Source organism: Leeia oryzae DSM 17879, assembly GCF_000376945.1.
Classification (GTDB): Bacteria; Pseudomonadota; Gammaproteobacteria; order Burkholderiales; family Leeiaceae; genus Leeia; species Leeia oryzae.
Genome location: NZ_AQXU01000025.1, coordinates 319367 through 342590, shown reverse-complemented (window position 1 = coordinate 342590; position 23224 = coordinate 319367). Strand labels below are relative to the sequence as shown.

General features: G+C 55.2%; 23 protein-coding genes and 1 pseudogene. 12 read left to right on the top strand and 12 right to left on the bottom strand.

Annotated elements, in window-relative coordinates; translation table 11 throughout:
- Positions 1 to 3 precede the first annotated feature (3 nt).
- The 3 genes and pseudogenes from F552_RS19580 to F552_RS0115050 form a co-directional block, all read right to left on the bottom strand.
- Positions 4 to 1182, bottom strand: coding sequence for a cation diffusion facilitator family transporter (locus F552_RS19580; RefSeq protein ID WP_033375666.1), 1179 nt, complete (start codon positions 1180 to 1182; stop codon positions 4 to 6).
- Positions 1183 to 1357: 175 nt separating this feature from the next.
- Complete coding sequence (pssA, locus tag F552_RS0115055) at positions 1358 to 2140, bottom strand: CDP-diacylglycerol--serine O-phosphatidyltransferase (RefSeq protein ID WP_018152589.1); 783 nt, start codon at positions 2138 to 2140, stop codon at positions 1358 to 1360.
- A 38-nt stretch (positions 2141 to 2178) separates the two neighbouring features.
- Positions 2179 to 2817: pseudogene (locus F552_RS0115050) on the bottom strand (phosphatidylserine decarboxylase); the annotation flags it as partial.
- A gap of 198 nt (positions 2818 to 3015) precedes the next feature.
- Between F552_RS0115050 and F552_RS0115040 the strand changes: the two are divergent.
- Positions 3016 to 3483, top strand: coding sequence for an EVE domain-containing protein (locus F552_RS0115040; RefSeq protein ID WP_026182783.1), 468 nt, complete (start codon positions 3016 to 3018; stop codon positions 3481 to 3483).
- A gap of 5 nt (positions 3484 to 3488) precedes the next feature.
- Positions 3489 to 3986: a flavodoxin family protein gene (locus F552_RS0115035; RefSeq protein ID WP_018152585.1), complete on the top strand. Its 498-nt coding sequence runs from the start codon at positions 3489 to 3491 to the stop codon at positions 3984 to 3986.
- 14 nt (positions 3987 to 4000) lie between these two features.
- On the opposite strand, the gene ruvC is transcribed toward F552_RS0115035, so the two are convergent.
- The 3 genes from ruvC to F552_RS0115020 are packed head-to-tail and all read right to left on the bottom strand — an operon-like array spanning position 4001 to position 6302.
- A complete protein-coding gene (gene ruvC / locus F552_RS0115030; protein ID WP_018152584.1) occupies positions 4001 to 4534 on the bottom strand; it encodes a crossover junction endodeoxyribonuclease RuvC in 534 nt (177 codons plus the stop codon).
- Positions 4531 to 5250 (bottom strand): N-acetylmuramate alpha-1-phosphate uridylyltransferase MurU, encoded by a 720-nt coding sequence (gene murU / locus F552_RS0115025; protein ID WP_018152583.1) that lies wholly within the window; start codon positions 5248 to 5250, stop codon positions 4531 to 4533. Before murU ends, ruvC begins: the two co-directional genes overlap by 4 nt.
- Positions 5250 to 6302 carry an aminoglycoside phosphotransferase family protein gene (locus tag F552_RS0115020; RefSeq protein ID WP_018152582.1) on the bottom strand — a complete coding sequence of 351 codons (1053 nt, stop codon included), beginning with the start codon at positions 6300 to 6302 and terminating at the stop codon, positions 5250 to 5252. Before F552_RS0115020 ends, murU begins: the two co-directional genes overlap by 1 nt.
- Before the next feature lie 45 nt (positions 6303 to 6347).
- Here F552_RS0115020 and F552_RS19575 point away from each other — a divergent pair, with 45 nt between their 5' ends.
- From F552_RS19575 to ruvA, 5 genes are all read left to right on the top strand, one after another.
- The gene (locus tag F552_RS19575) at positions 6348 to 8588 is read left to right on the top strand and encodes an LPS-assembly protein LptD (RefSeq protein ID WP_018152581.1); all 2241 of its coding nucleotides are present in this window, start codon (positions 6348 to 6350) and stop codon (positions 8586 to 8588) included.
- Between the two features lie 21 nt (positions 8589 to 8609).
- Positions 8610 to 9920: a peptidylprolyl isomerase gene (locus tag F552_RS0115010; protein WP_211208296.1), complete on the top strand. Its 1311-nt coding sequence runs from the start codon at positions 8610 to 8612 to the stop codon at positions 9918 to 9920.
- Positions 9920 to 10900 carry a 4-hydroxythreonine-4-phosphate dehydrogenase PdxA gene (gene pdxA, locus F552_RS0115005; RefSeq protein WP_018152579.1) on the top strand — a complete coding sequence of 327 codons (981 nt, stop codon included), beginning with the start codon at positions 9920 to 9922 and terminating at the stop codon, positions 10898 to 10900. The genes F552_RS0115010 and pdxA overlap by 1 nt, the downstream gene beginning before the upstream one ends.
- 50 nt (positions 10901 to 10950) lie before the next feature.
- Positions 10951 to 11733, top strand: a complete 783-nt coding sequence (gene rsmA, locus F552_RS0115000; protein ID WP_018152578.1) for a 16S rRNA (adenine(1518)-N(6)/adenine(1519)-N(6))-dimethyltransferase RsmA — start codon at positions 10951 to 10953, stop codon at positions 11731 to 11733.
- Between the two features lie 151 nt (positions 11734 to 11884).
- The gene (gene ruvA / locus F552_RS0114995) at positions 11885 to 12469 is read left to right on the top strand and encodes a Holliday junction branch migration protein RuvA (RefSeq protein ID WP_018152577.1); all 585 of its coding nucleotides are present in this window, start codon (positions 11885 to 11887) and stop codon (positions 12467 to 12469) included.
- 4 nt (positions 12470 to 12473) lie between these two features.
- On the opposite strand, the gene F552_RS21125 is transcribed toward ruvA, so the two are convergent.
- The 5 genes from F552_RS21125 to F552_RS0114965 all read right to left on the bottom strand — a co-directional run bounded on the left by F552_RS21125 (position 12474) and on the right by F552_RS0114965 (position 17448).
- Positions 12474 to 12794 carry a TfoX/Sxy family protein gene (locus F552_RS21125; RefSeq protein WP_018152576.1) on the bottom strand — a complete coding sequence of 107 codons (321 nt, stop codon included), beginning with the start codon at positions 12792 to 12794 and terminating at the stop codon, positions 12474 to 12476.
- A 28-nt stretch (positions 12795 to 12822) separates the two neighbouring features.
- Positions 12823 to 13239 (bottom strand): RNA polymerase-binding protein DksA, encoded by a 417-nt coding sequence (dksA, locus tag F552_RS0114985; RefSeq protein ID WP_018152575.1) that lies wholly within the window; start codon positions 13237 to 13239, stop codon positions 12823 to 12825.
- A 143-nt stretch (positions 13240 to 13382) separates the two neighbouring features.
- Complete coding sequence (gene ccsB, locus F552_RS0114980) at positions 13383 to 14528, bottom strand: c-type cytochrome biogenesis protein CcsB (RefSeq protein WP_018152574.1); 1146 nt, start codon at positions 14526 to 14528, stop codon at positions 13383 to 13385.
- Position 14529: 1 nt separating this feature from the next.
- Positions 14530 to 16572, bottom strand: a complete 2043-nt coding sequence (locus F552_RS0114975) for a cytochrome c biogenesis protein ResB (RefSeq protein ID WP_026182780.1) — start codon at positions 16570 to 16572, stop codon at positions 14530 to 14532.
- Between the two features lie 228 nt (positions 16573 to 16800).
- Entirely contained in the window at positions 16801 to 17448 is a 648-nt protein-coding gene (locus tag F552_RS0114965) for a c-type cytochrome (protein WP_018152572.1), read from the bottom strand.
- 169 nt (positions 17449 to 17617) lie between these two features.
- On the opposite strand from F552_RS0114965, the gene yihA reads away from it, so the two are divergent.
- On the top strand, positions 17618 to 18244 hold the full coding sequence (gene yihA, locus F552_RS0114960) for a ribosome biogenesis GTP-binding protein YihA/YsxC (protein ID WP_018152571.1): 627 nt from the start codon (positions 17618 to 17620) through the stop codon (positions 18242 to 18244).
- A 162-nt stretch (positions 18245 to 18406) separates the two neighbouring features.
- On the opposite strand, the gene F552_RS0114955 is transcribed toward yihA, so the two are convergent.
- Positions 18407 to 18958 (bottom strand): gamma carbonic anhydrase family protein, encoded by a 552-nt coding sequence (locus tag F552_RS0114955; RefSeq protein ID WP_018152570.1) that lies wholly within the window; start codon positions 18956 to 18958, stop codon positions 18407 to 18409.
- A gap of 174 nt (positions 18959 to 19132) precedes the next feature.
- On the opposite strand from F552_RS0114955, the gene F552_RS0114950 reads away from it, so the two are divergent.
- The 4 genes from F552_RS0114950 to F552_RS19570 all read left to right on the top strand — a co-directional run bounded on the left by F552_RS0114950 (position 19133) and on the right by F552_RS19570 (position 23216).
- Entirely contained in the window at positions 19133 to 21163 is a 2031-nt protein-coding gene (locus F552_RS0114950) for a M3 family metallopeptidase (RefSeq protein WP_018152569.1), read from the top strand.
- Between the two features lie 84 nt (positions 21164 to 21247).
- A complete protein-coding gene (locus tag F552_RS0114945; protein WP_026182779.1) occupies positions 21248 to 21772 on the top strand; it encodes an SH3 domain-containing protein in 525 nt (174 codons plus the stop codon).
- Entirely contained in the window at positions 21756 to 22337 is a 582-nt protein-coding gene (locus F552_RS0114940) for a glutaredoxin family protein (RefSeq protein ID WP_018152567.1), read from the top strand. Before F552_RS0114945 ends, F552_RS0114940 begins: the two co-directional genes overlap by 17 nt.
- Positions 22338 to 22631: 294 nt before the next feature.
- The gene (locus F552_RS19570; RefSeq protein WP_018152566.1) at positions 22632 to 23216 is read left to right on the top strand and encodes a YqiA/YcfP family alpha/beta fold hydrolase; all 585 of its coding nucleotides are present in this window, start codon (positions 22632 to 22634) and stop codon (positions 23214 to 23216) included.
- The last annotated feature ends 8 nt before the right edge of the window (positions 23217 to 23224 follow it).

The following is a 23224-nucleotide window of genomic DNA, read 5'->3' as shown; positions in this document are numbered from 1 at the left end:
GCATCAGGACGGCTTGCGCAGCGAATGGTGCAGGCGGATATCCCGGATATGCGCCGAGGTATGGGCCAGGGTGGCTAGCGCTGCTTTCAAACGGTCCAGTTCAGCAGGGTCTGGCAGGTCTTCCGGGTTCAGAAACAGGTCCAGCTCCAGCTGACCGTCCAGATAGTGCAAGACCAGTTGTTCTTCGCGCAAGGTCTGCCCGGGCAGGTGCGGCAGCAAACTGGCCCTGACATGGTTCCTGTCCGGCAGAATCGCGCTACGCTTGGCGTCGTTGTCATCTTCCGGGTCTACGTGCACCAGAACATCCAGCACCGGGTGGTTGGCCAATACCAGTCGTCTGGCCTGCTCGGCAATGAAATGACCTTCGGACACACTGATGGTCGGGTTGACCAGCACGTGTGCGTCCACCAGCACCATGTCTCCCATTTTACGGGTACGTAGTTCATGCACGCCTTGCACGCCTACCGTGCCTTCTAGCGTGCGACGAATGGCCGTGACCGTTTCGGCATCCGGTGCGGCATCACTCAGGTCTTGCAGGGCATCCCAGCCAAACTTCCAGCCCATGCGTGCCACCATGAACCCGACCAGCGAGGCCGCCAGCGCATCCAGAAACGTGTAGCCCAGCAAGTTGCCGGCAATCCCCAGCGCAACCACCAGCGACGATGCCGCATCAGAGCGGGCATGCCAGGCATTGGCCACCAGCATGGAAGAACGAACACGCTCTGCTTCTTTCAGCATGTAACGGAACAAACCCTCTTTGGCAAACAGGGTGATGCAGGCCACCCATAAAGCAATGCTGTGCACGGTAGGGGCAGCAGAACCCGAAGTCAGGCGTTCGCCCGCCCGCAGCAGCATGCCCAGTCCGGCCACCAGCAAAATGACCCCCAGCCAGAGCGAGGCCACCGTTTCATAGCGGGCGTGACCATAATGGTGGCCTTCATCCGGCGCCTGGTGGCTGTGGCGGTTGGCAAACAGCACCACAAAGTCGGCGACCAGATCAGACAAAGAGTGCAGACCATCGGCAATCAGGGCCTGGGATTTGGAAAAGATGCCAACCACTACTTGCAGTACTGTGAGTACCAGATTGATGGCCACACTGATCCAGGTGGTGCGGGCGGCTACCCGCTGGCGTTCATCCGCCATTTCATGGTCTTTTTGTTCGATGGGCAATATGGTTGTCATGTGAACCTGGGTAACAAAAGGGGCAAATCAGAATCCGAAGGATAACGCGATCATGCGGGCATGACAAATCGATTGTTGCAGGGCTTGGCCTGCATCAATTTGCCAGTGTGGCGTGCCAAAAAATCAGGGGCACCGAGGTGCCCCTGAGATACGCCTTGGCTGCTACGCGCAAGGTTTATTCTGTTGGCGGCTGGGCAGGCTGTTTGCCCTTTTTCAGCCACAACCAGGCGGCAATGACATAGCCGGACAAGCCGTAGATGACAAACAGGCTAAACAGCGCGATCGGCGCATCATAGGCAATGATCAGGATCAGCAGTACCAGCAACAGCAGCACAAAGAAGGGCACGCTGCGGCGCATGTTCACTTCCTTGAAGCTCCAGAAGCGAACATTAGTGACCATGGTCAAACCGGCAAACAGGGTCACAATCAGGGCAATCCAGTGCAGGACCGGGTAAAGCGCAGGCGAGAAGCCGTTATCGATGGAAATCCACACCGAACCCGCTACCAGCGCGGCCGCAGCAGGGCTGGGCAAGCCGGTAAACCAGCGTTTGTCGGCGACACCAATTTGCGTATTGAAGCGTGCCAGGCGCAAGGCGGCACAGACTGCATAAATGAATGCCGCCATCCAGCCGATCTTGTGCAACGGTTGCAATGCCCACTGGTACATGACCAGTGCCGGTGCCACCCCGAACGAAACCATGTCGGACAGCGAGTCATACTCGGCGCCGAAGTCACTTTGGGTATGCGTCAGGCGGGCAACCCGGCCATCCAGGCTATCGAGCACCATCGAAATGAAGATGGCCACTGCTGCATGGTCAAACTTGCCATTCATGGCCTGCACAATGGCATAGAACCCGCCAAAGAGGGCCGCCGTCGTGAAAGAATTGGGCAGCAGGTAGATGCCCTGCTTGCGAATCCGTTCGTTAAATGGCGTTTTGGTTTGCTCTAGTTCAGGCATGTTGTTCTCTAGTCTGGTTGACCGGTCGGGCCGGGTTACAGGTCGGCCAGAATCGTGGCGACGCCAGTGACCTTGTCGCCCACGCTGACGCGCGGCTTGGCGGACAATGGCAGGTAGACATCCACCCGTGAGCCAAACCGGATAAACCCGTAGCGCTGGCCACGGGTCAGGTTCATTTTGGGCTCGACATAGCACAGGATGCGGCGGGCCACCAGGCCGGCAATCTGCACACAGGTAACATCGTGGCCGCTAGTGGTCTTGATGTGCAGTGCATTGCGTTCGTTTTCTGTCGATGCTTTGTCCAGCGCCGCATTCAGGAACGAACCTGCGTTGTACCAGCGGTTGATAATTTCGCCATCGACCGGGCTTTTGTTGCTATGCACGTTAAACACGTTCATGAATACGCTGATTTTCAGCGCGCGGCGGTTGAGGTAAGGGTCATCCGCTTCTTCAACCTTGACAATGCGACCATCTGCCGGGCTGATGATGGCATTGGCGGCTTGCGGCACCGGACGTGCCGGGTCACGGAAAAACTGGACAACAAAGACAAACAGGATCCAGCCGACAAAAGAGAGGCCTGGCACGGCATAAGAAAGTACCACCGCAATCGCCAGTGCGATTGCAATGAAAGGCCAGCCTTCACGGGCTAGAATCGGGTGTGGGTAAGTCGGGTTCATCCGTAATCCGTCTGTAAGTGATTCATCAAAGCTGCAATCTTATCTCAAACTGGATGCAAGGGGAAATGACGATGCCGCTAAAACCGCAGGCAGGCAGCGGCTGCCTTGCGGTGGTGCCGGGTCAGGCCATCAGCCTTGCTGGCAGTTGCCTGCATTTGGTGCAACAATTCCATTCTGGAAATGCTTGGGAGACACGCTATGAAATACTGGTTAATGAAGTCTGAGCCGGATGAAGTGGGGATTGACCATCTGGTGGCAGATCCGGCTACACCGGTGCCCTGGTTTGGCGTGCGCAACTACCAGGCCCGCAATTTCATGCGCGACCAGATGCAGCAGGGCGATCTGGTGCTCTTTTATCATTCCAGCTGTGCCGAGCCAGGTGTGGCGGGTGTCGTCCGGGTGGCGAGTACTGCTTATCCGGATGCCACCCAGTTTGATGCCGGCTCCCATTACTTTGACCCGAAATCCACTCCGGCAGAACCGCGGTGGTTGAATGTGGACGTGCTGCTGGTCGCCAAAACCCGGTTTCTTCCCTTGCAAGCCATGCGGGAAGACCCGGTGCTCGAAGGCATGCAAGTGCTGAAACGCGGCAACCGCTTGTCGATTACGCCGGTAGACCCCGCCCACTGGGCGCACATTGCCAACCTGATCGGTTTTAAAGGGTGACTCTCTTGCACAAGCCCGTCCTGCTGGTCGTCTATGCCAGCATCACTGGGGCAACCCGGTCTTGGGTGCAGTCATTCTGTCATGGTGCCGCGGACGAGTCTGCCGTGACGGTTCGGTTGCTACAGGCTGCCGATGTGTGTACCGAGGATGTGGTTGCGGCGGATGCCTATGTGTTTGCCTGCCCGGAAACGTTAGGCAGCATGGTGGGCGAGATGAAATCTTTTTTTGACCGGACGTATTACCCCGTGCTGGATCAGGTGAACGGACGTCCTTATCTGCTGGTGGTGTGCGCCGGCAGTGATGGAGAGCCGACGGTCCGTCAGATGCAGCGGATCCTGACCGGCTGGCGCTTAAAACCTGTTGCTGAAGCGCGACTCATCAAGACCCATGCCCAAACGCCTGAGGCGATCCTTGCCAGCAAGGAGCTGGACGAAGCCCTGTTGCAAGACGCGGAGGAAGCGGGCAGGGCTATGGCCTCTGCACTCCTCATGGGCATATTCTGAGCGTTGGCCGATGGTTAAACCAGACGTCCGCCCTTGACCCTGAACCCTTTGGTAGCCAGTTTGCCCAGATGCGCGCCGTGGGCATGGCAAATGGCAGCCGCAAGGGCATCTGCAGCATCTGCTTGCGGAATGGCAGGCAGATTGAGCAGGCGTTTGACCATTTCCTGTACCTGCTCTTTGGCCGCGTGGCCATTCCCTACGACCGCCTGCTTGACCTGCAGGGCAGTATATTCGGCAACCGGCAAATCCAGTGCCACCATGGCGCTGATGGCGGCTCCCCGCGCCTGCCCCAGCAGCAGGGTGGATTGCGGGTTGACGTTGACAAAGACTTTTTCGATCACGGCCATGTCCGGTTTGTAGGTACTGATGATCTCGCTGATGTTCTGAAAAATGACCTTCAGACGCTGTGGCAGTTCACCTTCCCCGCTTTTGATGCAACCGCTTTGCACGTAGGCTAATTGTTGCCCCGCCTTGTCGATCAAGCCAAAACCGGTGACGCGCAGGCCTGGGTCAATACCAAGGATGCGGACGACTTTGCCTGTGTTCATCGGGTAGCATCCCAGTGCGAGGCTACCCAGGTTCGGGCCTCCTCCAGTCGTGCCGGGGTGCCAACATCCAGCCAGAAGCCCGTATGCAGTTGACCGGAGACTTTGCCGGCGGCAGCGGCAGCTTTCAGGAGCGGGCCGAGTTTGGCCGGTTGCCCTGCCGGGGTGTCCGCGAAGAGGGCCGGGTGGTACAGCCCGATACCGGAGAAGGTCGAGCGTTCATGCGCATGTACCCCGACTGCCCCTGCTATCAGGGAGAAATCACCCTGCTCGTTGTGTGGCGGGTTGGGAACCAGTACCAGATGTGCCAGCATGCCCTGTTGAATCTGTTGTTGGGCACTGGCGAGCAGCGACAGGAAGTCGATATCCGTGAGAATGTCGCCATTCACGACCAGAAACGGGCTATCTGGCGTATTGGCAAGCAACGGCAAGGCAGTGGCTATGCCTCCCGCGGTTTCCAGTGCCGTAGCTTCCGGTGAATAGCGAATCCTGACGCCATAATCATCACCTGTACCCAACTGCTGCTCGATCTGTTGCCCCAGATGCGCATGGTTGATGGCAATTTGCCGGATGCCTGCCGATGCCAGATGCCGGATATGCCAGCCGATCAGCGGTTCGCTGCCGACCTGCAACAGCGGCTTGGGGGTATGGTCGGTCAGCGGGCGCATGCGCTCTCCGCGGCCGGCCGCCAGAATCATGGCGTGCACATGGGACTGCATCAGAAGGTATATCCGACTTGGGCCTGTTGCCCCTGCAAATCGTCAATGATGCGTGCCACCGGCGCCAATGGCCGGTAGCGGCGACAGGTCTTGGTCAGATACGTCAGAATGAGCGGCAGGTCGTCCAGATAACGTGCTTTCCCGTCCCGGTGGTTCAGCCGGGCAAACAGGCCGACGATTTTCAGGTGCCGTTGTACGCCCGCCCATTCAAAGTCGCGGTAGAAATGGTCAAAGTCATCGGGTACACCCACTCCCGCCTTACGAGCGGCTGACCAGTAGCGGATGGCCCAGTCCAGTACCTGCTCTTCTTCCCAACTGATATAAGCATCTTTCAGCAGGGATGCCAGATCATAGCTGACTGGTCCGCGCATGGCGCCCTGGAAGTCGATCACGGCAGGGTTGTCTGTCGTCGAATACATCAGGTTACGGCAGTGATAATCCCGGTGCATGAACACTTGGGTCTGATGGGCCAGGTTGTCGACCAGAGCGGCTTTTACTTCTGCCAGCCATTTGGTCTGCTGTTCATTCAAGGTCGCTTTCAGGTGTACTCCGACATACCATTCATCAAAGATGTCCATTTCCTTGCGCATGTGGGCTTCATCAAAAGCTGGCAGGCCTACTGGGTCGATCGCCTGCATGCGGATGAGGGCGGCAAAGGCATCTTCATACAAGGGGCGAGCCGTTTCCAGCGACAACACATCCTGATAATGAATATTGCCGAGATCACTCAGCACCATGAAACCAAGCGACAAATCGGCATGCTCAACGACAGGCGCATGGACGCCGGCCTTGTGCAGCCGGCTAGCAATATCCACAAAGGGACGGCTGTCTTCCAGCGCGGGAGGCGCATCCATCACCACGCGGGTACTCTGGTCCGGCAAGGTAATCCGATAGTAGCTTCTGAAGCTCGCATCCGCTGAGGCTACGGTCAGTGTGTCGGCAACCCCTGGGTATATGCCTTCAATCCATTGTTTCAGTTCATTTTCGCGGGTCATTCTGCTTGCATCCGTCATGGTTTGCTTGTGTGGCGGTGTTGGCTTCGGGCCAAACATGGTAAAGTTCTGGGATTCTATCACTTTGCCGCGATTGTGTTTTTAATGCCGCAACTAAAACCTATAGCCTTGGCCGTCTTGGCCCTGTTCAGTTTGCCTGCTTTCGCCGATGACGCGAGCAGTGCCGATACGCCTGACTTGGACGCGTTATCCTTGTCCCCGTCACTGTCAAGCAGCAGCAATCCGGCAGACGCACCGATTTTCATTAACGCGAATCAATTGCAAGGTGCTGGCAATGCCAGTCTTGAGGCCGAAGGTAACGTAGAGGTGTTTCGCGGGGATCAAACCCTGCGCGCGGACTGGCTGAAGATGCAAAACAATGGCGAGCAGATCGATGCCAAAGGCAATGTCAGCTTCGAGCAGAAGCAGGACAAAATGTCCGGCCCGGCCTTGTCACTGAATACAACCCGTAAAGAAGGTGTGTTCGAGTCGCCCGAATATGAGCTGGGCAGCCGTGGTGCCAGAGGCAAGGCCGACCAGTTGCTGTTTGAAGGCCAGGACCAATATCGTTTCAAGAACGCAACCTATTCGACGTGCGTGAACCCGGATTCCGACTGGTATCTCAAGACGACGGATCTGTCGCTGGACTACACCCGCAAGGTGGGGGAAGCCACAGGTGCCCAAATGGTATTCAAAGGGGTGCCGATCTTTTATCTGCCCTGGATGGACTTTCCGCTGGATGGCGGCCGAAAGTCTGGTTGGCTAACCCCGACTTTGCGTACTTCCGGAGCCAGTGGTGCAGAATTTTCTGTTCCATATTACTGGAACATCGCCCCTAATCGTGACGCTACCATTACGCCGCGCGTGATCTCCAAACGCGGCTTGCAGGTACAAGGCGAATTCCGCTATCTGGAGCCTGACTATCATGGCCAGCTGAATGCCGAATTCCTGCCGAATGACAAGAAGGCCGATCGTAACCGCTACGGTATCAAGTGGAATCACCTGCAGCAAATCAGCGACTGGCAATTGGGCATCAATGCCGAAAAGGTGTCAGACCGCAACTATTTCAATGACCTGAGCGATAAGCTGTCTGTCACTTCGGTGACCAACCTGCCCAGAGAGTTGTGGTTGAGCAAAAGCCAGAATGGCCTTTCCATGACGGCACGGTTTCTGAAATACCAAACGCTGCAGGATGATGCCAACAGTATTGACCCGCCGTATGCCAAGCTGCCCCAGCTGACGCTCAACTGGTACCGGCCGAATTTGGGAAAATTCGACTTCAATCTGCAAAGCGATTTTACCGCCTTCAGTCATCCTACCAAGGTCAATGGCCGGCGTCTGGTGGCTTATCCAAGCCTGAGCTTGCCGCTTTCCTCCACCTATGCATATTTCACGCCCAAGCTGGGCATTCATGCGACACGCTACGATTTGTCGAGCGAAAACAATACGACAGGCATTCATGGTGCAACGCGCATATTGCCCATTTTCAGCGTAGATAGTGGTCTGTATTTTGAGCGTGCAACCAATATGTTCGGCAAAACACAGACCCAGACGCTGGAGCCGCGCCTGTATTATGTGAACATCCCGTACCGGGACCAGAGCAAGCTTCCCAATTTTGATACCGCAGAAGCTGATTTCAGCTTTAGCCAGCTATTCTCGGAAAACCGCTATACCGGTAGTGACCGTATCAACGAAGCGAATCAGGTAACCGCCTCCGTCACTTCTCGCCTGATCAATGACGAAACCGGGGAAGAGCAAATGCGGCTGTCCGTCGGGCAACGCTACTACTTCCGCAAGACGCAGCGGGTGACGCTGGATAACTCGGTCATCCATGAAAGAAGCTCGGACATCCTGGCTGGTTTCGATGGTCAGTTAACCGACAAGTGGCATGGTTCAGCGGCACTGCAATTTAGCACCAAAACGGCGAAGACCCAAAAGGCCAGTCTGGATCTGCAATATCGTCCGGGGCCGGGCAAAGTGTTGAATCTGGGGTATCGCTATGACGTGACGCCAAGCAGCGAGGCAGACAAGTTCCGTCAGCTGGATGTGTCTGGGCAATGGCCATTGGGCGGCGGGTGGTATGGTGTGGGACGCTGGAATTACTCGCTGAAGGACAAGAAACCGCTTGAAGTATTGGGCGGGCTGGAATATAACGCGGGTTGCTGGGCCGTGCGGATGATCGCCCAGCGCTATGTCACCACCAACAAACAGCGCAACACGGCTTTCTTCGTGCAGCTGGAAATGAACGATGTGGCCCGCTTGGGCTCCAATCCGTTGCAATTGCTGAAAGACCGGATTTCAGGTTACAAAACGTCGCAAGAGTTGAATAAAGAGCAAGCCAATTAACCAATTGATGAGTTTACAGGTATGAATGCAAGGATTCTTGATCGTCTGATGTCTGCTGTGTTGGCACTGGCCATTTCCTCTGTGGGTGCTGCTGCGCATGCCGCACAACCCATCGCTGTCGATCGCATTGTGGCGGTCGTCAACAAGGATGTGATCACCGAGCGGGAGCTGAACGAGCGCTTGCGTGTAACGCTTGCCAACCTGAAACGGCAAGGGGTAACACCGCCGTCTGATGAGGTGCTGAAAAAACAGCTGCTGGACCGCATGATCACCGACGAAGTGCAATTGCAATTTGCCGTGGACAGCGGCATTCGTGTTGATGACGCTCAGCTGGATGCTGCGATGAATCGTATCGCAGAGCAGAACAAAATGACGCTTGAGCAGCTCAAGGAGGCATTGTCCAAAGATGGCATCCCGTTTGCCAAGTTCAGGGAAGACATCCGCAAGGAAATCCTGATGGACCGGGTCCGCGAAAGCGAGGTCGACAACAAGATCGTGATCAGCGATGCAGAAGTCGATAACTACCTAAGCTTGCAGGCAAAGACCAAAGGACAAGGTACCGAATATCAATTGCAGAATATCGTCATTGCAGTACCTGAGCAGGCGAGTCCGGAAGAAGTTTCCAGCAAGCAAGCCCGTGCGCAAGCCGCCCTTAAAGAGTTGCAGTCTGGCAAGTCGTTTGCCGAAGTTGCTGCGGCTTATTCCAATGCCAATAATGCCATGCAAGGCGGCCAACTGGGCTGGCGCGAAGGCAGCCGTTTACCGGATATCTATCTGAATGCCATCAGCAAACTGGAAAAAGGCCAGTTTACGGGGGTCCTGAAAACACCTAACGGATTTCATATTGTGCTGGTGGCCGACAAGCGCCAGCAAGGTGGCGAAGTCATGGTCGAGCAAACCCATGCGCACCATATCCTGATCAAGACAAACGAAGCCGTGTCTGAAACGGATGCCAAGGCTCGCTTGATGGCCATTAAAGAGCGCCTGGATAATGGCGGCAACTTCGAAGAATTGGCGCGCCTGCATTCCGAAGATGCAAGTGCCAACAATGGTGGTGACTTGGGCTGGCTTAACCAGGGCGATACCGTGCCTGAGTTTGAAAAAGCAATGAACGGCCTGAAGCCAGGTGAAATCAGTGGTCCGGTCCGTAGTCAGTTTGGCTGGCATCTGATTCGTGTCGATGAACGTCGCCAACAGGACGTGTCCGGTGAAAAAGCCCGTCTGGAGGCGCGTCAGGCCTTGCGTAGCCGCAAGTCGGACGAGCAGTACGACAACTGGGTGCGCCAGTTGCGTGATCAGGCATTTGTCGAACTGCGGCTTGAAGACCAATAATGATTCGCGCGAATCTGCCGCTAGCAATCTGCAGTGGTGAGCCAGCCGGCATTGGCCCCGATATTTGTCTCGGACTCTCTCGGGATGGTGCTGGGTTCCAGCGCCCGCTGGTGGTGATTGGCAACCATCGTACGTTTGCCGAGCGTGCCGTCATGCTGGGGGTGTCATTTGACTGGCCGATGTATGAGGAGGGTACCACTGCCCCCATCTCTTTTCTGGATGTAGACATGCCAACACCCGTGCTGGCGGGTATGCTGGACTGTCACAATGCGTCCGGCGTGCTGGCCATTCTGGATACGGCAATCGCGGGGTGTCAGCAAGGCCGGTTTGCCGGCATGGTGACGGCCCCTGTCCATAAAGGCATTATCAACGACAGTGGTGTGCCATTCTCTGGGCATACCGAGTATCTGGCCCAGAAAACGGGCACGCCAAGGGTGGTCATGATGCTGGCGGGTGCTGACTTGCGCGTAGCATTGGCAACAACCCATCTGCCACTAAAAGATGTCAGTGAGGCGTTGACACAGCCTCTGCTGGAAGAAGTGCTCACCATCCTGCACAACGATCTGAAAACCAAGTTTGGCATTGCCAGTCCCAGAATTCTGGTAACAGGGTTAAACCCGCATGCCGGAGAGTCAGGTCATCTGGGGAGGGAAGAGATCGAAGTCATCGAGCCTGTGTTGCTGCGCCTGCGCCGGACTGGCATGCAGTTACAAGGCCCGCTGCCTGCGGATACCCTGTTTCAGCCCAAATACCTGCAGTCAGCAGATGCCGTACTGGCAATGTATCATGACCAGGGATTGCCGGTCTTGAAATTTGCCAGTTTTGGCGAAGGGGTGAATATCACCCTCGGGTTGCCTTTCATTCGTACGTCGGTAGATCATGGCACCGCGCTGGATCTGGCGGGTACGGGCAAGGCCTCGGATGGCAGTTTGCTGGCGGCCATTGAGTATGCCGAATTAATGGCAGCGAGTGGGCATTAACCTGATTTATCGTCATCAACCCCGATTTCATTCCACGGATTTACACATTTATGCAGCATATTCCCCGCAAGCGCTTTGGTCAGAACTTTCTGATTGACCACAGCATCATTGATGCCATTGTCCGGGATATTGATCCCAAGGCCGGGGATTGTGTCATTGAAATTGGCCCGGGCTTGGCCGCGATTACCCAGCCGTTGTTGGCCAGGTTACCGCATTTGCACGTGGTCGAAATTGACCGCGATATCGTGGCGCGTCTGAGCCGCTTGTATCCACCCGATCAACTGACCATTCACTCGACCGATGCGCTAAAGTTCGATTTTTCGACAGTTGGCAAGGATTTGCGCATTGTCGGGAATCTGCCGTACAACATCTCTTCTCCGCTATTGTTTCACCTGGCCGAGTACCGTCATTTGATCCGGGATATGCACTTCATGCTGCAAAAAGAGGTGGTTGACCGTATGGTGGCAGAACCGGGAACGTCGGATTATGGCCGCCTGTCTGTCATGCTGCAGTACCGTTTCCATCTGGAATGGCTGCTGGACGTACCTCCCACTTCATTTGACCCACCGCCGAAGGTGGATTCAGCCGTTGTACGCCTGATTCCCCGCGAGGACCTGATTCTGTCGGCAGAGGTAGAAAAAGTGCTGTCACCGCTGGTGACGGCAGCCTTTTCACAACGCCGGAAAACCGTCCGCAATACCCTGGCCGGGTGGTTTGATGCTGAAGCCCTGCAGGCGCTCGGCGTTAATCCGGGTGATCGGGCTGAAAATCTGTCTGTCCATACCTATATCAAGTTGGCCGAAGCCGCGGTTCAGCGCGCTGCTGCCCGATAGGGGTATCACCTGGTACGCAAGGGCGACCGCCAGTGCAATGCAGGACGGGATTTGATGCAATTTCAGATGAGCGTCTGATCAGGTTGAGGCCTGTTGCTGAGCATCGTCAATAGTGCGCCCCGTAAATGGCGTTACGGTAAATGAGAAAACAATGATTGGTTATATTCAAGGTACCTTGCTGGAAAAATCGCCGCCCGCCATTCTGTTGCTGGCAGGCCATGTTGGCTATGAGCTCGATGTACCGATGAGTACCTATTATGATTTACCCCCGGCGGGCGCAGAAACCCGGCTGTATGTGCATATGGTTGTTCGGGAGGATGCCCAGTTGCTGTATGGTTTCCTGACCAAGGACGAGCGCGATGCCTTCCGGAAACTTCTGAAGGTGAGCGGGGTCGGGCCAAAGCTGGCGCTGGCGGTGCTGTCCGGCCTGTCGGTGCGTGAACTGTCACTGGTGATTGCCAATGGGGATGCAGCACGTCTGGCTAAAACACCGGGCGTAGGCAAAAAAACGGCAGAACGGCTCTTGCTGGAGCTGGGGGGCAAGATTTCGTCATCCGAACCGTTGCTGCCAGGGATTGTAGCGCCTGTCGTAACAGCACATGATGAGGTCTTGCAAGCGCTGGTTGCGCTGGGGTATTCAGAAAAAGAAGCCGGTTTGGCTGTAAAGTCTCTGCCCGAGGGTAGTTCGGTCGAAGATGGTATCCGGCAAGCATTACGGCAACTTGCCAGAGCTTAACAGGTTAATCGTGCTTACTGGCCGCCTTGCACTGGTCGTCCAGCTCAAGCAATAACCGCGTCCTTTCCATACGGGCTACCATTTGCCATGGTGTGTTGCTTAATGCCCCTTCCAAGGCCCATAGAAGATTTAGGCTTGCCTCCGGGCACACTTGCCGTACTCGCAAAAAGGTTCTCACGGAACCAAGTTCAATAACTTGTGCTATCGACCCGATCCCTGCCTTTTCCAGCATGGCAAGCGATTTGGGACCAAGATTGCTGATTTTCCGGTTCGAGTACAAGATGGGCTCCCGTTGTTCCCATAAAAAATGGCCCTGAAGGGCCATTTTTTATGTTACCAGAAGATATCTGCAATCAGTCTGCGTACTGTTTTTTCAAGCGTTCACGACGCTCTTGCGCTTCGATGCTCAGTGTTGCAGTTGGTCGTGCCAACAGGCGTTTCAGGCCAATAGGCTCTCCGGTATCTTCACAATAACCGTATTCGCCTTGATCGATGCGGTTAATGGCCTGGTCAATCTTGATCAGCAACTTGCGTTCACGATCCCGGGTGCGCAGTTCCAGTGCATACTCTTCTTCGAGTGTGGCCCGGTCCGCAGGGTCAGGCGTTGCTTCCTGTTCTTGCAAGTGCTGGCTGGTTGCATTTGCGTTTTCCAGCAATTGTGCTTTCATGTTCAGCAAATACTGGCGAAAGAACTCCAGGTGGCGACTGTTCATGTAGTCATCACCGTTGTCGTTCTGGATGTCTGCTTCTGTCAAAGGGCGGTTTTCCATAGTTTTCTACCGTCTAGGTTGCTGCACAACAATATTAAAGATTAACGGACAAAGCCTGTATTGTGCAAGTGCAATATGACAATTTAACCATTATAAAAGCATATTAGACTTTAACTGGCGTTGTCAGTCAGATGCCCAATCTATTATAGACCACCGTATGAATGCATGCCGGACAACCACATATTAACACCAAGGAAAGCAAAGCTGGTGACCAGCAGGCCACCGACTGCCCACCATGCCAGCGCCATGCCTCTCACGCCCTTGATCAGGCGCAGATGTAACCACGCGGCGTAGTTCAGCCAGACAATCAGTGCCCAGGTTTCTTTCGGGTCCCATGACCAGTAGCCGCCCCAGGCTTCGGCTGCCCAGAGTGCGCCCAGAATGGTGGCAATGGTAAAGAAGAAGAAACCAATGGCAATCGCCTTGTACATGATTTCATCCAGCACGGCAGGGGCCGGCAGATAGGTGGCCATGCGTGTTCTGGTCAGCAGCAGGGCTACTCCGATCATGGCTGCCAACGCGAATGCACCATACCCTACAAAGTTGGCAGGCACATGGATTTTCATCCAGTAAGACTGCAGGGCCGGAATCAGGGGCTGAATCTGCTGGGCGCCACGACTGACGGCATACCATGCGATAAAGCCGACGGCGGTTGTAATCACCAGCAGAGCGAATGGCAGTAGTTGGCTACCCTGATAACGCTCGCTGTAAAAGAGGGTTAACAGGGATGCAATCAGGCAGAACAGCACGAAGACTTCATACAGGTTACTGACCGGAATATGCCCGACATCGGGCCCTAGCAGGTAGCTGGCATACCAGCGAACAAACATGCCGGTGAATCCCATGAGGGTCGCTGCCCAGGTGAGTCCGGTAGCAAATTTGGTGGCAAAGGCCGAGCGGCGGAAAAGACCAAACCAGGCGACTACCAGCGCCAGAATATACAGGACCCCCATCCACATGATGGCTGACTGGCTCGATAGCATGTAGCGCAGCGTAAACACTTTTTCGGCGCGGGCCAGGTCTCCTTGATGCAGGCTGATGGACCACAGGCTGAGCGCCGCAATGCCAATGACCAGTGGGCGAATGGATTTCCAGTACCATCCCAAGGCAATAACTGCGGGTGCAGTTGCCATCAGGATGATTTTTTCGTAGATATCCATGTCGGCGTTAAAGTGTGTAAACACATAGAACGCGCTGAGCAGGATGCCTATTGCAAATACAAGATCAAACGTATCCGGTTTGAAGCGGTTGCTGGCAAATTTGCCAGATGTCTGACTGACGAGTTCCATGTCATGCCTCCGGTGATGCAGGGGATTGCAGGGCTTGTTTCAGCGCTGCCTGATAACGGGTAAATGCGTGTTCAAACTGCTGGTTTTTACGCGTGCCGGACATGCTGAACAGTAGTTTGCCATTCTGGCAGGCCAGCCAGATGCGCTGCTCCTGAATATAGAACATGGCAAATACGCCCAGCACCAGAAACAGGCAACCCAGATACACGATTTTCTTCGCCGGTGACCGGGAAATCTGGAAGCCACTGGCTTGTACCTGCTGAAAATCGGTAAGCTGGAAGTATACACTGCTACCGTACTCATGCAGAGCACTCATCGAGACCAGACTATCCAGTACAAAGCGCATTTCCTGGCCTGTGGGCGCGTGTTCCGGATGCTGCATCTTGTAGGCTTCCAGCGCCGAAGTTTGCAGGATTTTCAGATAGATCTGTGCGACTTCATTTCGTTTGTCTTGCGGTACATTGATCTTCAGCTGCCGGTCCAGTTCCGGAAAGCCGCCCCTAGCGAAGGCGGCCAGCACGCGTTCTGCACTGTCAATGAACTGCAAGCGGTAAGTCTCTGACAGAGCGGTCGATGTGAGTGCCTGCTTGGCAGTCTGTTCGGCAATCAGTTTGCGTTTGCCAGCATCCAGCAGCAAGGCGCGCAAGCTCATGAAGCCGGTGATTTCGCCATTGGCATCGGCCGGGAAACGGAAATACTGGTAAGGGTCAATCACCCGGGCTTTCATGCCGCTGATGAAATACGGTGCCCCTTCCAGAGTGATGGGAGACATGTAGTTGATGTATTCACGTGCCTGGCCGGAAGCATCGCGCAATTTGTACAGGATGCTGGGCCCCACATTGTGCAGGGTTTTTTCCTTGGTCACTTTGGCGGCGTTTTCCATGTCGCCCTTGAATTCATCCATCATGCCCTGCCTTGCAGGTGTTTTGTCGTTGGCAAAGTTTTCAATGTTGAAGAAGCGGAAATCACCCAGTTCCAGCGTATAGGGTTGCTGGTGGACGCTGACGGGCTGGTTGCTCTGGGAAACCCCTTTTAAATCGGTGGTTTGCGTTGACGGCGCATCCAGGTCCCAGCGCTTGAGCGTCACCGGTGAGCCGCCGTCCCCAAAACTGGCCTGGTAAATGGCAATATTGTCGACGATCAGTGGATGATTCACGCTGGTGGTACCGCTGATCTGCTTGCCGCTGTTTTTCAGCGTCACAACAATGTCACTGGCAAAGCGTTTGGGCTGGCCAGTCGGGTAGTGCTCGACGTGGAATTTCTTCAGCGTGACCGTGAATGGCAGCTCCTGAACAAAATAGCCTTCTTTGTGATTCAGAAACAGTACGTCCGTGCTGCTGCCTTCCGGAATGGTGACATTGCCACGAAACGTCGGATTGCTGTCTGACAGCTTGCTGCGTGCCGGAATCTGGCTGACCCGCATTTCACGGGTTTCTACCTGCTTGCCGTTGAACCACTCTTGCATGCGTATAAACAGATTGCCATCCAATAGCCCGCCGATACAGATCAGGATAATGGCAGCATGGGCAAAGAAGTAACCAAGTCGTTGAGCTACCCCTTTTTTGGCCGCCAGCAGGCGGTGAGGTTGGCTGGCGTGGAGCTGGTCTTTCAGTTTGTACTTGAAACCGTTGGTGTTCAGGAAGTCTGCGGCGATACGTGTCTGGGCATCCAGGTCGAGCGTGGTCGCGAAGGTGGTCTGATGCTGGAAATTCTGTAGTGAATGCAAGGTTGCGTTTTCGCGAAAACTGCGCATGTCCTTCACAAACTGGGGGGCATGACGGTAAATGCACAAGCTGGTGGAGACCACCAGAAAGCCCAGAATGGTGACAAACCAGCCGGTACTGTAGATATTGAACAGGCCAAGGCGACGGAAAATGTTGAACCAGAATGGGCCAAACTCAACCAGATAACCGGTATAGGACTCATTTTGCTTGATGATCGTGCCAATGATGGATGCCAGCGCAATGACGACCAGCAGCGTAATGGCAAACCGCATCGAGCTTAGCAGTTCATAGATGGAGTGTCTGAAAGTATTCTGGCGCACGGTTTACCCAGTATGGCTAGCGAGTGTGATGCAAAGGTTGTTTAGCAGGAAGGCAACCTGGCTCGGACAGCAGAAAATGATAACGGTTCCCTGCAATCGGCATGATGGATTGCCTTGCCGCGAATGATAGTCGCGTTTGAAACCGGAAAACTTGTTGGCAATCAAGAAATGCAACGGAAAGAGGATGCCGGACATGCCGCCTGGGGCAGCATGTCCGGACAGGCTTGCTTAGCGTAGACCTGCGATGTATTCAGAAACCTGTTTGATCTCTGTGTCAGACAGGCGTGCAGCTGTCGTGCGCATCATTTTGTTAGCATCATTTGCACGTGCGCCAGAGCGGAATGCGTTCAGCTGTGCAATCACATAATCGCTGTGCTGGCCGGCCAGGCGCGGATATTGCACCGGAATGCCTGCGCCGCTTGGGCCATGGCAGGCCATACAGGCTGGCACGCCTTTGCTGGCGATGCCGCCACGGTAGATTTTCTCGCCAGCTGCGGCAACATCTTTGCCACGGCCTTTGCCTGGTTTTGGTTTCTGGATGGAGAAGTAGGCAGCCAGGTTTGCCATGTCGGCGTCAGACAATGCCGTCACGATGCCGCGCATCGGGTTGGCACCTGCGCGCCAGTCTTCCGGCTTTTTAGGGTCCATTGGCGCTTTGAATTGCTGCAGTTGTTTCAGCAGGTATTCAGCGTGCTGACCAGCCAGTTTCGGGTTGGTCGGTACCGCGCTATTGCCATCGGCAGCGTGACAGGCAGCACAAACGGTGGTGGCAATTTGCTGACCTTTGCTTGGATCACCTTTAACAGGCTCTGTAGCCCAGGTTAGTGGAGCGATGACCGTGGCAATCAGGGCGGCCACAAGACGAGTGCGCTTCATGGGAGAAACTCCTAGCTATGTATAAAAATTCTGCTGGCTGGCGTAAGGGGCATACAAACAACAGTTGTTGCGCAATCAGGCACTAAATTGCACTGTCAGACTTTCGCCACCATTCTAAACCCGCTATTCTAAACACCTTTTCTTAGATACGCCACATCGCGAAAGCCCCATGCCCAGTTTGCAACAGCTCAAATTCTTTATTACGGTCAACCATTTGGTCGATTTGCCGCAGACAGTGGCTGAAGTCGCCTTTGCCGGGCGCTCGAATGCCGGCAAATCCAGTGCGATCAATACACTGGCAAAACATACACGACTTGCGTTTACCAGTAAAACCCCTGGGCGTACCCAGCATATCAATTATTTTGAAATTACCGATGGCGTGCATGTGGTCGACTTGCCTGGCTATGGCTATGCCCAGGTGCCTAATGCCGTACGCAAGCACTGGGAAGGCTTGCTGGGCGAGTACCTGCGCTCGCGTGACGAGCTGAAAGGCCTGGTCGTGATCATGGACAGTCGTCATCCGCTGAAAGACCTGGACTGGCAGATGCTGGAGTGGTTTGCTCCCACCGGCAAGCCGATTCATATCTTGCTGACCAAGTCCGACAAGCTGACCCGCCAGGAGTCTGCCAAGCAATTAAGCGAGGTGAAAAAGGCTGTTGCAGAATGGCCACAAATCTCGGTGCAACTGTTCTCCAGTCTGAAGAAAACCGGGGTGGAAGAGGCAGAGAAGCGCGTGCTGGGCTGGCTGTATGGTGAAGACGATACCGATGCAGTAGAAGAAAAGGCGAATGCCTGATTATTTCTGGAACTTTTTTCCGGTACTTGACTCTCACTTGTGAGCGCTACGATGCTCCCCGCTTCCCTCCCTGAGCGGGTGCCTTGTTCAAGTATCAAGGTTTTGAGCCCCGGTCATTGACTGGGGCTTTTTTATTGCATGTGCAGCGGGCCGGCAACCCGGTTATTCGGCGCTATTGGCTGCTTCTGTCTTCAGGTGATTGTTCTTGACGCGCACGTAGTGCTCGGCAGAATAACGCAGGAACTGGCGCTCGTCGTCCGTGAGTGTGCGTACTGCCTTGACGGGTCTGCCAATGTACAGGTGACCGCTTTCTAGACGTTTGCCTGGCGGTACCAGACTGCCTGCGCCAATCATGACCTGATCTTCGATAATGACATCGTCCATGACGATGGACCCCATGCCGACCAGGACCTCATTGCCGATCTGGCAGCCATGCAGAATGACGCTGTGGCCAATGGTGACATAATTGCCGATCACGAGCGGCGAGCCTTCGGGTTTGGCCGGTGTCTTGTGGGAAACGTGGCACATGGTCAGATCCTGGATATTGCTGTGATGACCGATATGGACATGATTGACGTCACCCCGGATTACCGTGTTGCACCAGACGGAACTCTCGTCACCCAGGACGACATCGCCGATGACCTGTGCGCTTTGATGCAGGTAGCAATCTTTGCCCAGTGTCGGTCGGGTTTCAAGATAGGGTGTAACAGGCATTGGGTATCTCCGGATTCAAGGTTGGCGTAGTATAAACGTAAACGGACAGATTTGTTTCTGTGACCGTCAGCTCTTGCGGGATGGCTTGTTCGTCCTCATATATAACCGTATTGACCATGATCCGGTTCGTGTCCCGAGGCACGATTGATTCAGTTTTCGAGAAAGAAATCATATATGTCTAATCCGCTGTTGCAGGCGAAAGGCCTGCCCCGTTTTTCTGATATCAAGGCCGAGCACGTGACGCCTGCCGTGCAGCAACTGCTGGCGGATGCGGAGCAGACGATTGCTACGCTGACCACGTCAAACGAGGCACCCACCTGGGATGCCTTTATCGAGCCGCTGGACGTTGCGCTGGAACGGTTGTCGCGTGCCTGGGGCGTCGCCGGCCACCTGAATGCCGTGATGAATACGCCGGAGTTGCGCGCGGCCTATAACGAGAACCTGCCACTGGTGACCGAGTTTTATACCCGTCTTGGCCAGAATGAGGCCTTGTATGCTCGTTACAAACAATTGGTGACGTCGCCATGGTTTGAGCAGCAGGCAACCCTAGTGCAACGGCGTTTTCTGGAGAATGAAATCCGTGACTTCCGCTTGTCTGGCGCGGAACTGAATGAGTCGGGCAAGGCCCGCTTTGCGGAAATCCAGGCAGAGATGGCTGAATTAGGCAACCAGTTCTCTAACCAGTTGCTGGATGCGACGGATGCGTTTGCCATGTATGTGGAAGACGCAACTGACTTGGCGGGCATTCCGGAGGATGTGCTGGAGATGTACCAGCAGGCTGCAGAAGAAGAGGGCAAAACGGGGTACAAGCTGACCCTGCAAATGCCGTTTTACTTGCCGTTAATGCAATATGGTGAAAACCGGGCCTTGCGCGAAACCCTGTACCGGGCTTATGTGACCCGGGCCTCGGAGTTCGGGGACCCCGCGCTGGATAATGGTCCGCTAATGGCCAGACTGTTGACCTTGCGCCAGGAAGAGTCTGCCTTGCTGGGGTTCGATAACTTTGCCGGCTTGTCTCTGGAAAGCAAGATGGCAGATTCCGCTGAAGAGGTGATGCGGTTTCTGGCGGATCTTGGTCAGAAAGCCAAGCCTTTTGCCGAAAAAGATATGGCCGAACTGAAAGCGTTTGCCAGGACGCTGGGTCTGGATGACATGCAGATGTGGGATGTGCCTTTTGTGTCTGAAAAACTGCGGCAGCAGGCGTATGATTTTTCTGAACAGGAAGTGCGCCGCTATCTGCCGGAAGACAAGGTGCTGGGTGGCCTGTTTGGCGTGGTTGAAACCCTGTTTTCCGTGAAGGTCGTGCCGACGGAAGCTGAAGTATGGCACCCGACGGTGCGTTTCTTCTCGCTGGTCGACCGTGACCAGCGTGTGGTTGGCCAGTTCTATCTGGATTTGTACGCGCGGGCCGGTAAACGCGGTGGCGCCTGGATGGATGATGCGATTACCCGCTGCAAACGGGGCGACGAGGTGCAGATCCCCGTTGCCTATCTGGTGTGCAACTTCCCGTCTCCGGTTGGTAATGAGCCCGCATATTTCAGCTTTGATGATGTAACGACCCTGTTCCATGAGTTTGGGCACGGGTTGCATCACATGCTGACCGAAGTGGATGTGCGTGGGGTGGCTGGCATTAATGGCGTAGAGTGGGATGCCGTAGAGCTGCCAAGCCAGTTCATGGAAAACTTCTGCTGGGAATGGTCGGTGCTGGAACCCATGACGGCCCATGCCGATACAGGGGTGCCGATGCCTAAAGCCTTGTTTGACAAGATGCTGGCGGCCAAAAATTTCCAGAGCGGCATGCAAATGGTGCGTCAGCTGGAGTTCTCCATGTTTGACATGCTGATTCATGATGGTCGCGTGTTTGCCAGTGCCGCAGCGGTGCAGCAGGTGCTGGATCAGGTGCGTTCGCAGGTCGCGGTGGCAATTCCGCCTGCTTATAATCGCTTCCCCAACAGTTTCGGGCATATTTTTGGTGGTGGATATGCCGCGGGCTACTATAGTTATAAATGGGCAGAGGTGCTGTCTGCCGATGCCTTCTCTGCGTTTGAAGAAGAGGGCGTGCTGAATGCCACGACCGGGCAACGGTTCCGCCAGCATGTGCTGGCAGTAGGTGGAGGACGCCCTGCGATGGAGTCTTTTGTGGCCTTCCGTGGGCGCAAGCCAGAAGTGGCGGCACTGCTCAGGCACAATGGCTTAAGCGCCTAGACAGGCATATTGGCCGCAGGCTGTCGATTGACGTTGACGGGCTTTTATATTACAAGGGGCATGACGATAGATGAGAGTGTGCTGATGCGACGATTAAAACGCTTCGGGTTGTTGGTGATGCTGTCATGCTTCTGTTTGCCTGTTGCTGCCGAGGACTTTGCCATTGTGCAAGGACCTGCCAATGCCAATGTGCGCAGTGGCAACGCGGAATACGCCAGAATCTTGCGATCGGTCTCTCCGGGGGCAAGGGTGGAAATCCTGACTACCAGCAGCACCTATACCCGGGTAAAGCTGGATGACGGCACCACCGGCTGGATATTGAACCGACTGTTACAAGCCGAGCCTAAACTGGAGAAGGCGGCATCAGCCCCGGAGGCCGTGACCGTCGAGAATCCGGTGGTGGACCAGTTAAAGACGGAGCTGGCACAAACGCGGCAACAATTGAGTGATGCCCGACGATTGAGTGAGCCCAGGCAGGAACCCCGGTTCCAGAACCTGTCTTCGGCCGAGTTGCTGGCGGGGGTGGGGTTGTTTTTGCTGGGCGGGATAGTCGGTTCCTTGGGTGTGATTCAGTATTACAGGAAGAAACTAAATGGCTTACGCATTTAAAGCAGGTTGGGTACTTGGTGCGCTGTTGCTGGTCGCTGGCGTGGCACAAGCGCAGATTTATGTCTGGACAGACCCTGCAACCGGCAAGAAGGTGTACTCCGACCAGCCGCCGCCGGCCAATGCCAAAGACGCAAAAACCAAATCCTTTGGTGCCAATCTGACGTCTTCCGGAGATTTGCCGTTTGCCGTCAAGGAAGCTATGCGCAAAAACCCGGTGGTGTTGTATGCCAACCAGTGCGACAGTTGTAAAAAGGGTGTGAATCTGCTGACAGAGCGCGGCATTCCGTATACCAGCAAAAATCCGGAAACGGATGTGGATGCATTGGCGACCGTGAAAAAACTGACGGGCGTGCAGGAGGTACCGGTGCTGACCGTTGGTACGAATACGGTCAAAGGGTTTAACGAATCCAGCTGGAATGCCGCATTGGATGCCGCCGGATACCCGAAAAGCAGCATGAAGGGCTTGAAAGTAAACGGTGACGTGCCGGATAAGGCCAAGCCTGCGCCGGTGCCCGCACCCGCGACCAAGCCAGTAACCAAACCTGCTGCTCCAGCGTATCCCTGAGATCTGCCCTGTCTGCGACCGACACGCTTGGGTCGCAGACAATCCTGCCGGGTGGTGTGTCGAGGCGAGGCAAGTCTGCGTTTTGTAACAATAGACTTGCCTGTGATACATCTTGCCTGATGCACTGTCGTGCACGTCTAATGTACTCATCTGTTGCTGTTCACGGTTTTTCTTGCCCCCGTCTGGGGTATGGCTCACTTCATTGCCGACGATAGCCCATATCGTCAGGTGTTACGTGTATCGGGTGGTGATGCCGCCATGATATGACTTCAATCAACGCTGGTCATGACAACGATGCTGATCTATTTACATGGTTTTCAATCGAGTCCTCGCTCTATCAAGGCCTGGCAGCTGGGCGAGTTCTGGCGTGCCCGGGGGCGCGATGATTTTCTGGTGCCGGCCCTGCCAGACCGGTCGATGGATGCCGCCGACTGCCTGATGGCCTTGCTGGAACGGCAACGTGAACCGGTGTGCCTGATTGGCAGCTCGCTGGGCGGTTTTTATGCACACTGGCTGGCCGAACGCTATCAGCTCCCCGCCATTCTGGTGAACCCGGCGGTAGAGGCACCCGCGCTGCTCCGGCAAATGCTCGGGGTGCAGACCAACCCTTATACCGGTGCCGAATATCAGCTCACAGAGCTGGACCTGGCGGTCTGGCAGGCGATGGATGTACCGGTGACGAACCCTGACCGCTATTGGCTGATGACCCAGACGGGTGACGAAGTGCTGGATTACCGGGCTGGTGTGCGCAAGTTTAACGGCGCCAGGCTGACCCGGGAGGAAGGGGGTAGTCATCGCTTTGAAGGTTTTGAGACATGGTTTGACGAAATCATGGCATTTGCCGATCAGCAGGCGGTTTGTGTGCAAACTCCGGTATAATTGCTTTC

What these genes read in the sequence shown, in the direction of transcription:
- F552_RS19570 (WP_018152566.1), top strand. Translation starts at nt 22,632, where the DNA reads ATGCTGATCTATTTACATGGTTTTCAATCGAGTCCTCGCTCTATCAAG.
- pssA (WP_018152589.1), bottom strand. Translation starts at nt 2,140, where the DNA reads ATGCCTGAACTAGAGCAAACCAAAACGCCATTTAACGAACGGATTCGC.
- F552_RS0115010 (WP_211208296.1), top strand. Translation starts at nt 8,610, where the DNA reads ATGAATGCAAGGATTCTTGATCGTCTGATGTCTGCTGTGTTGGCACTG.
- murU (WP_018152583.1), bottom strand. Translation starts at nt 5,250, where the DNA reads ATGCAGTCCCATGTGCACGCCATGATTCTGGCGGCCGGCCGCGGAGAG.
- F552_RS0114945 (WP_026182779.1), top strand. Translation starts at nt 21,248, where the DNA reads ATGCGACGATTAAAACGCTTCGGGTTGTTGGTGATGCTGTCATGCTTC.
- rsmA (WP_018152578.1), top strand. Translation starts at nt 10,951, where the DNA reads ATGCAGCATATTCCCCGCAAGCGCTTTGGTCAGAACTTTCTGATTGAC.
- F552_RS0114950 (WP_018152569.1), top strand. Translation starts at nt 19,133, where the DNA reads ATGTCTAATCCGCTGTTGCAGGCGAAAGGCCTGCCCCGTTTTTCTGAT.
- F552_RS0114940 (WP_018152567.1), top strand. Translation starts at nt 21,756, where the DNA reads ATGGCTTACGCATTTAAAGCAGGTTGGGTACTTGGTGCGCTGTTGCTG.
- F552_RS21125 (WP_018152576.1), bottom strand. Translation starts at nt 12,794, where the DNA reads ATGGCCCTTCAGGGCCATTTTTTATGGGAACAACGGGAGCCCATCTTG.
- F552_RS0114965 (WP_018152572.1), bottom strand. Translation starts at nt 17,448, where the DNA reads ATGAAGCGCACTCGTCTTGTGGCCGCCCTGATTGCCACGGTCATCGCT.
- F552_RS0115040 (WP_026182783.1), top strand. Translation starts at nt 3,016, where the DNA reads ATGAAATACTGGTTAATGAAGTCTGAGCCGGATGAAGTGGGGATTGAC.
- ruvC (WP_018152584.1), bottom strand. Translation starts at nt 4,534, where the DNA reads ATGAACACAGGCAAAGTCGTCCGCATCCTTGGTATTGACCCAGGCCTG.
- F552_RS19575 (WP_018152581.1), top strand. Translation starts at nt 6,348, where the DNA reads ATGCCGCAACTAAAACCTATAGCCTTGGCCGTCTTGGCCCTGTTCAGT.
- F552_RS19580 (WP_033375666.1), bottom strand. Translation starts at nt 1,182, where the DNA reads ATGACAACCATATTGCCCATCGAACAAAAAGACCATGAAATGGCGGAT.
- F552_RS0115020 (WP_018152582.1), bottom strand. Translation starts at nt 6,302, where the DNA reads ATGTTTGGCCCGAAGCCAACACCGCCACACAAGCAAACCATGACGGAT.
- pdxA (WP_018152579.1), top strand. Translation starts at nt 9,920, where the DNA reads ATGATTCGCGCGAATCTGCCGCTAGCAATCTGCAGTGGTGAGCCAGCC.
- ccsB (WP_018152574.1), bottom strand. Translation starts at nt 14,528, where the DNA reads ATGGAACTCGTCAGTCAGACATCTGGCAAATTTGCCAGCAACCGCTTC.
- F552_RS0114955 (WP_018152570.1), bottom strand. Translation starts at nt 18,958, where the DNA reads ATGCCTGTTACACCCTATCTTGAAACCCGACCGACACTGGGCAAAGAT.
- ruvA (WP_018152577.1), top strand. Translation starts at nt 11,885, where the DNA reads ATGATTGGTTATATTCAAGGTACCTTGCTGGAAAAATCGCCGCCCGCC.
- dksA (WP_018152575.1), bottom strand. Translation starts at nt 13,239, where the DNA reads ATGGAAAACCGCCCTTTGACAGAAGCAGACATCCAGAACGACAACGGT.
- yihA (WP_018152571.1), top strand. Translation starts at nt 17,618, where the DNA reads ATGCCCAGTTTGCAACAGCTCAAATTCTTTATTACGGTCAACCATTTG.